The 7,244-nt window shown below is 55.3% G+C and carries 11 protein-coding genes; 3 read left to right on the top strand and 8 right to left on the bottom strand.

The window, feature by feature from the left end:
* From ACEQWH_RS06180 to ACEQWH_RS06170, 3 genes are all read right to left on the bottom strand, one after another.
* On the bottom strand, positions 1-157 hold a 157-nt coding region (locus tag ACEQWH_RS06180), incomplete at its 3' end, for a triose-phosphate isomerase (protein WP_370228927.1).
* Positions 158-257: 100 nt separating this feature from the next.
* Positions 258-608: a HesB/IscA family protein gene (locus ACEQWH_RS06175; protein ID WP_370228926.1), complete on the bottom strand. Its 351-nt coding sequence runs from the start codon at positions 606-608 to the stop codon at positions 258-260.
* Positions 609-630: 22 nt separating this feature from the next.
* Positions 631-894: a hypothetical protein gene (locus ACEQWH_RS06170; RefSeq protein ID WP_372521388.1), complete on the bottom strand. Its 264-nt coding sequence runs from the start codon at positions 892-894 to the stop codon at positions 631-633.
* A 238-nt stretch (positions 895-1,132) separates the two neighbouring features.
* Here ACEQWH_RS06170 and ACEQWH_RS06165 point away from each other — a divergent pair, with 238 nt between their 5' ends.
* Positions 1,133-1,348 carry a hypothetical protein gene (locus tag ACEQWH_RS06165; protein ID WP_370228924.1) on the top strand — a complete coding sequence of 72 codons (216 nt, stop codon included), beginning with the start codon at positions 1,133-1,135 and terminating at the stop codon, positions 1,346-1,348.
* Positions 1,349-1,352: 4 nt separating this feature from the next.
* On the opposite strand, the gene ACEQWH_RS06160 is transcribed toward ACEQWH_RS06165, so the two are convergent.
* The 5 genes from ACEQWH_RS06160 to ACEQWH_RS06140 form a co-directional block, all read right to left on the bottom strand.
* Positions 1,353-2,045, bottom strand: a complete 693-nt coding sequence (locus tag ACEQWH_RS06160; RefSeq protein ID WP_370228922.1) for a hypothetical protein — start codon at positions 2,043-2,045, stop codon at positions 1,353-1,355.
* A gap of 81 nt (positions 2,046-2,126) precedes the next feature.
* Positions 2,127-3,335, bottom strand: coding sequence for a glycerophosphodiester phosphodiesterase family protein (locus tag ACEQWH_RS06155; RefSeq protein WP_370228921.1), 1,209 nt, complete (start codon positions 3,333-3,335; stop codon positions 2,127-2,129).
* 118 nt (positions 3,336-3,453) lie between these two features.
* On the bottom strand, positions 3,454-3,816 hold the full coding sequence (locus ACEQWH_RS06150) for an SUF system Fe-S cluster assembly protein (RefSeq protein ID WP_370228920.1): 363 nt from the start codon (positions 3,814-3,816) through the stop codon (positions 3,454-3,456).
* Positions 3,817-3,940: 124 nt separating this feature from the next.
* Complete coding sequence (locus ACEQWH_RS06145) at positions 3,941-4,216, bottom strand: NfeD family protein (RefSeq protein WP_370228919.1); 276 nt, start codon at positions 4,214-4,216, stop codon at positions 3,941-3,943.
* Positions 4,213-5,106, bottom strand: coding sequence for an SPFH domain-containing protein (locus tag ACEQWH_RS06140; protein WP_370228917.1), 894 nt, complete (start codon positions 5,104-5,106; stop codon positions 4,213-4,215). The genes ACEQWH_RS06145 and ACEQWH_RS06140 overlap by 4 nt, the downstream gene beginning before the upstream one ends.
* A gap of 110 nt (positions 5,107-5,216) precedes the next feature.
* Between ACEQWH_RS06140 and tgt the strand changes: the two genes are divergently transcribed.
* Both tgt and ACEQWH_RS06130 read left to right on the top strand, forming a co-directional pair.
* The gene (gene tgt, locus ACEQWH_RS06135; protein ID WP_370228915.1) at positions 5,217-6,344 is read left to right on the top strand and encodes a tRNA guanosine(34) transglycosylase Tgt; all 1,128 of its coding nucleotides are present in this window, start codon (positions 5,217-5,219) and stop codon (positions 6,342-6,344) included.
* 219 nt (positions 6,345-6,563) lie between these two features.
* Positions 6,564-7,244, top strand: a 681-nt coding sequence (locus tag ACEQWH_RS06130) for an LON peptidase substrate-binding domain-containing protein (protein ID WP_370228913.1), incomplete at its 3' end; no start/stop codon positions are given.

Genomic DNA, 7,244 nt, shown 5'->3' with positions numbered 1-7,244 from the left:
AGCCCGCGTCTTGCGCCGCGCGTGAGACCAGAGTGGCAGGCGGGCAGATCAGCACATCGGTCTGTGTTGTGGTCGCGGAAGCAATGACTTTCAGTTCGGCCAATGCCGCGCTCAAGCCATTCATTTTCCAGTTCCCAGCAGCCAACTTGCGACGCATCTACACACTCCTCATGATCCAATGAGCGTGTTTTGGGCGCTTGACGGTCTAGGGTCAAGCGCTGGCGCGGGCTTCTTTGGAATTAATCAGGGAGGAGGGGCTACATGCCCTCAAATTTAATCGACTCACCGCAGCCACAGGCCTCGGTGACGTTAGGATTGTTGAATTTGAAGCTAGCCTCAAGCAGGGACACTTCATAGTCGATTTGCGTGCCAAACAGGAACATCTGAGCCATCGGCGCGATCATCACACGAGCGCCGTCTTGTTCGACGATCTCGTCCAGCGGATCTGTCTCGTCGACATAATCCATCGTGTATTCCATACCCGCACAGCCGCCTTTCTTAACGCCAATACGCAAGCCCTGATGACCTTCGCGGTCCATCAGTTTCACGATCTGCTTTGCAGCAGCAGAGGTCAGCGTGACCGCTTGTTTGCCTGGAATGCCGAACATGATGTTCTCCTTTGTCCCTTATTTAGGGTGCCCTGGGCAGGAAGCCAAGGGGGGCAAGCTGTAATAGAATAACATGAATTGCGAGGGTCACAAGAATGGCCCAGCCGAAAGACGCAAGAGTTCCGATGATAACATATTCCGAACGCCGCCGGTTGGTGATTTCATCACCATTGCGCGTCGCTTCAAAGCGCAAGACGGACTTCGCGGTCACAAGAAATCCGATGCCTATGGGGTTGCCCGAAAGGACCAGGATATAGATCAGTCCACGTTCCAGAAGGCCGATCATTTGACCACCTCCGGGTAGGGAATCCTTAGAGAACTCAGAGCCATAGGGGGCCATGAGGATCCCAATCGCAAAGCCTCCAGCCCGCGTAACGTAGATCGCGCCGCTTAGGAGAAGGAGTAAATGAGAGACTCAGCCTGGGGCGGCGCTCCAGATGCCTTCTGCCCAGAGTGTTGGGGCTAGGCCTGCAACGGCTGTGAAAGTGATGATGTGAGTGATCTGGTCCGCCAGGTGGCTTGTGATGGTGGTTTTGGTACGTGCCTTGATCGCGTCCGTGGCGATGTGGAGTGCTGCGAGAATGAATGCCGGTGCGGCGATGGACGGTGAAAAGGATCGCAAGAACGAGGACGATAACGCCGTGATAGGCGAGATGGGCGAACTCGTGTTTGTTTTCGGCGGTGCGTTTGGATTGAAACTCGTAGTCGGCAAAGACATGCGCCGCGACGAGAGCGGTTAGGGTTTCAATCATTCTGGTGTTCCTGAAAATGAAGTGCTGAGAATAAATACGGATAACCCGCGCCTTCCACAGATTTTGCGACCGCTTGTCTACTTTTGCCCAGCTTCTTGGCGACTTTTGTAAATTTTGCGCCACTCGAAGTGACAAGCATTTGGTACATTGTTGCGGATTGCGTCGCGGTCCAAGAGGCGGACATATAGTCGGCAAGTGAAAGCATCGAGCAAAACTCGCGGTTGCCCCAAGAGGCTAATTTCATGTCCATTGTCGCGTTTTTGGCCGTTTCCAATGCAGCTCCCGAAAGTTCGAACGCTTTGTCAGTGTATTCGTTGAGGTTTGGGCTCTCGAGGATCGAGGCAGGGCCAGTCCCTACGCCTATGTAAGTATCAAACTCTGGGCCATAACTTCTTAGCCTCGCCCGAAACGCCAAAACACTCCGCAACGCATACCTCGGCTCCCGCAGCACAACCTGCCAACCGTCCCCACGGTGTCGTGTGAACAGCAAACTCCCGCCGTGCCAGGCCTCAAGGTCTTTCGCGACCTTTTGTAGCCGTTCAAAGGCCATCTCGACCTTTTCTGCGCCCAGCGCGGTGGAGTTAACCAGATCTCCGTTCAATACGGTGACGACTTGTGTGTTTTCACTCATTGCGCAACCAAAATAGGTTGCGATACCTGAAATGCAACCTTTTTTGGTTGCCAAAATTGCATCGCAACCTTTTTAGGGTGCATAAAAAAGGCCCCGCGTTTCCGCGAGGCCTCGTTTCAGGAGTTTAGAGCTCTCTTAAGAGCCCATTTTGTCCATGCAGTTTGCATAGTAGGTCACAGTCGCAGGCCAGTCAGAGAAGATGCCTTCGATACCAACCTCTTGCGCCAGCACGTCCAGCAGTTCGAAATACATCGCGTCGCTGTTGGTGACCTCTTTGATGGTCTGGAAATACCAGCCGCCACCGTTTGCCAGAGGGCCAGAGCGTTCCAGCGTCCATGTGATCAGCTTAAGACCTGCGGCCTTGGCTTCTTTGGTGTAGGCGGATGGCACGATCTGGCCATTCTCGACCGCAACCAGCATCCACATTGGTGGTGCGATATAGTTTACGCCCTGCGCATGCAGCTCTGCGAAGTCATATGGGAATGTCGACGCATCGTTCGGGTTGAACCCTTCGATATTGTAAGAGGCGTCCAGGAAAACCGCTTGTTTGCCGAAGTCTGGCTCTGCTTTGATCCAGTAAAGCACGTCGTCAAGGTTGAAGGACTGTGCCCAAACATCAGAGGCCGGGATGCCCGCGGCTTTGTATTCGTCGATCAGCGCTTGTGCGTAGTCTTCTTGGGAATAGCCATCAAACGGCATCTCGACAGACGGGGATTTCAGCTCTGGCGTGAACTTTGCGCCCAGCTCTTTGAACAACGCGATGGATTCCGCGTGGGTCATGATAGTGCCTTCGGTGGCGTATAGGTCGGTGCGCCAGCCTGCTGTGCCGTCCATATATTCGGCAACAGTTGTGCCCATCTTGTTGGCCGCATCCATCTTGGCGTTCAGCGTCTTATACTCGGCCAGAGTGATGTCGGATGTGCGGCACTCGGCAACAGCTGCGTTGCCGTCTTTGGCAGGCGAGAAGCCTGTGGTGCACTTGCTGGCCAGATCGGTGGCGAGGATATTTGTGGTGGTGTGCAGATCGTTTTGCGCGTGACGGCAGACCAGCTTTTTGTCCTTGGTGAAGGTCACGTCGCATTCCAGAATGCCTGCGCCCATGCGCGCGGCTGCGACGTTGGATTCAACGGTGTGCTCGGGGAACATCAGGGGCGCGCCGCGGTGACCGATCGAGAAATCAGATGGTTGAAACTCCATTGACGCGCAGCTTTCCAGCTTTGTTTTCAATGGGCTATCGGCCATTTTGTCGATCAGATAGTAAGGACGCGGACCAAGCTCGACGTCGGCGGCCATCGCGAAAACGGGCAGGGCAGCGCCCGCCGCCAGAATGATTGAACGCAGCATAACATAACTCCATAGTTGTACTGCGCCGGAGTTTTTCGCGTTTGTGTAAAAGCGGCGTGAGGCTTTTAAGACATCTCGTTACAAGATTTGTGGCGTCCAAGCTTCATCTAGGTAACACCTACATGAAGCCCAGTTCCAGACGCGCTTCGTCGCTCATCATGTCCATGCCCCACGGCGGTTCCCACACGAGGTCTACGTCAACTGTGCGGATGCCATTCACGCCCATGATGGCCTCTTGAACCCAGCCCGGCATTTCGCCAGCAACCGGGCAACCGGGGGCTGTCAGCGTCATGACAACTTTGGCGTCATTCTCTTCTGAGAGCTCGATCGTATAGATCAGGCCCAGATCAAAAATGTTGACCGGGATTTCCGGGTCAAACACGCTGCGGCAGGCCTCGACACAGGCATCGTGCAGAGGGTGATCGACGCTGGAGGGCTGGATCAGCGGAACGCCTTCCATTGGATGAGACTCGTCGCTCATGGGATGTCCTTCGTAATTCCTGAGCGTTGATATAGGGAAAGCGGATCGCAGCGTCCAGAGGGCGCGCCAAGATTGCGTCCAATTGGCTGAGATAGCAGGGACGCTGCGATCATATTATGAGGGGTTAGTCGTTGATGTCATGGTCAAAAGTTTTGGTGTTGCCCTTTGGCAATGCAAATGTGCGCCGCAGGATCAACCAAGCCACCAGAGAGACAATCGCATAGATCAGAAGGACCGGGGCAGGCGCCAAAAGACTAAGCGGCCCCAGCATGGCGATGCCAACCACCGCCGCCCCGATTGCGAAGCCCAGGAAGATAAAGCCGGGCGCGAGCATTTCCAGAATGCCCAGAACCAGCGCTGCGGCCAGCCATGCCCACCAGATCGACAGAACTTCGGTCATTTCACAGAGCCTTTCAACAATTTGAACGCATCGCCAAAGGCCTCGAGCGCGGCTGCCGGGACGACGATTGTTTGTTTGCCATCCCCGTTGCCCAGCGCGTTCAGCGCTTCGACCTGTTTCAGCGCCACCTGATATTGCGCCGCTTCGATCCCGTTTTCAGCAATCGCTTTGGCGACAACGCCGGTTGCATAGGCCTCGGCATCGGCCTGAATACGCCGCGCTTTGGCGTTTTGTTCCGAGGCATAGAGTTCCGCATCAGCCTGCAGCTCGACCGCACGTTTCTGACCCTCGGCTTCGGTCACTTGCGCACGACGCGCACGCTCAGCGTTCAGCTGTTGCAGCATGGCCTGTCGTGTGGCTTGGTCGAGGTTCACGTCCAAAATTTCGGCGCGGGTCACTTCGATGCCCCAGTCGTCAACCGCATCCTCGACCGAGGCTTTGATCGTCTCGATCAGATGCGCGCGGTTGGCTTGGACCTCGTCCAGATCCATTTTGCCGATCTGAGCGCGCACAATCCCCGCCACCGTCGTCGTGATCGCCCCGTCAACATCGCGGATGCGATAGACGGTCTTTTCAGGTTCCGTAATGCGATAAAACACCGAGGTGTCCACCTGCACCAACACGTTGTCCTTGGTGATGGCATCCTGTGTGGCCGTCGGAAGTTGCCGCTCTAGAATAGAAATTTTGTGCCGCACGACATCCAGAAACGGCACGATAAAGTTAATACCTGGCCCCATCACGGAATGTAGGCGCCCAAACCGTTCCACCACATGCTTTTCGGATTGAGGGACAATGCGGATCCCTTTGAGAATAACGATAACAACAAAAAGCGCAGCCAGCAGGAAAACCAAATTCTGCGACAGCAACCCAAAAATAACGTCTTCGGCCATTAATACCTCCTATAATTTTACCCAATAGACATCAAAAGTGCGTGCCCATTGTCTGTTTTACAAGAGTCTTAAGCCATCGTAAGGAGGGCACAAAGACAAAAGGTCCAAAGATGACAAAGCGTATTTCGTTTTCCCTGAACGCAACCGACGGCAAAGCGCGGACAGGCGTGATCAGCACGCCGCGCGGTGACATTCGCACGCCTGCTTTTATGCCGGTGGGCACAGCGGCGACGGTAAAGGCCATGATGCCCGAATCCGTGCGCGCGACGGGGGCGGATATTCTTTTGGGAAACACCTATCACTTGATGCTGCGCCCAACGGCGGAGCGCATTGATCGTCTGGGCGGGCTGCACAAGTTCATGAACTGGGAACGCCCGATCCTGACGGATTCCGGTGGGTTTCAGGTGATGAGTCTTGCGGGGCTGCGCAAGCTGACCGAAGAGGGCGTGACCTTTAAAAGCCACATCGACGGATCCAAACACGAGCTGACGCCAGAGCGCTCGATGGAAATTCAGCGCTTGCTGGGCTCTGATATTGTCATGTGCTTTGACGAATGCCCCGCTTTGCCAGCGGATCGCGACCGGATTGTCGAGTCGATGCGCCTGTCGATGCGATGGGCTGAACGCTCGAAGGTGGCATTTGGCGACCGTCCGGGGCATGCGCTGTTTGGCATTCAGCAAGGCGGCCTTGAGGCCGATTTCCGCGAAGAAAGTGCCAAGGCGCTGCAAGATATCGGGTTTGACGGCTATGCCATCGGTGGCTTGGCCGTGGGCGAAGGGCAAGAGGCGATGTTTGGCGTGCTGGACTATGCCCCGGATATGCTGCCTGTCGATAAGCCACGTTATTTGATGGGGGTGGGGAAACCTGACGACATCGTCGGCGCTGTGAAACGCGGTGTAGACATGATGGATTGCGTTTTGCCCAGCCGGTCTGGGCGCACAGGGCAGGTCTTTACCCGCCGCGGCGTTGTGAACATCAAGAACGCGCGCCATGCGGATGATCCGCGGCCATTGGACGAAACCGTAGACTCTCCGGCGCGCAATTATTCCCGCGCGTATTTGCATCACGTCTTCCGCAGCAACGAGATGATCGCAGGCATGCTTCTGACCTGGCACAATCTGCGCTATTTCCAGGACATCATGGATGAAATGCGCCACGCGATTGCCGAAGGGCGTTTTGACGCATGGGAACAAGAGTTTCACGCGATGCGCGCCATGGGCGATATCGAGCCGCTTTAACCGACGTTTAAGCAAAAACGCACGCAACCTTAACTCTGGGTAAAATAGCACTGATCTGCTCTTGTGGTCCCCGACCCATAGGGGCATTCTGACAGAAATCGCGGTGAGCTTGGGTTGAAACCCCATAGGTGCCGCACCACGTTGGTAATCCGTTGAGGAGATGACAAGCGCTGCCGCCAAGCGGGGCCAGGATCATCTTGCCAAAGACAAGGAACGACTATGCAAGAGCCACTCAATTCCTCCTATCCGGTCCTTCCGCTGCGCGACATCGTTGTGTTTCCACATATGATCGTGCCGCTGTTTGTGGGCCGTGATAAATCTGTCCGCGCGCTTGAAGAAGTGATGCAGGACGACAAACAAATTCTTCTGTCCAGCCAGATTGACCCTTCCGATGACGATCCGAACACAGACGGCATCTATCGCACCGGTGTGCTGGCCAATGTTTTGCAGTTGCTGAAACTGCCTGACGGAACCGTCAAAGTGCTGGTCGAAGGCCAGGCGCGTGTCACAATCACAGATTTCATCGAGAACGACGTGTTCTTCGAAGCCTCTGCGGAGTATCTGCACGAGGAAGAAGGCGATCTGGCGACCATCGAGGCCCTGCTGCGCTCGGTTGGTGACGAATTCGAGCGCTATGCCAAAGTTAAGAAAAACATCCCGGAAGAAGCGCTGAGCGCGGTAGCCGAAGCGCATGAACCTGCGCGTCTGGCGGACCTTGTGTCCGGCCATCTGGGTGTCGAGGTCGATCAGAAACAAGATCTTCTGGAAACCCTGTCTGTGTCTGAACGTCTGGAGAAGGTCTTTGGCCTGATGCAGGGCGAAATGTCTGTGTTGCAGGTTGAGAAAAAGATCAAAACCCGCGTCAAATCGCAGATGGAGAAGACCCAGCGCGAATACTAT

The organism is Cognatishimia sp. (genome assembly GCF_964229375.1).
In the GTDB taxonomy this organism is placed as follows: Bacteria; Pseudomonadota; Alphaproteobacteria; order Rhodobacterales; family Rhodobacteraceae; genus Cognatishimia.
The sequence above is the reverse complement of the archived record's forward strand: the minus strand, read 5'-3'. Positions and strand labels throughout refer to the sequence as shown.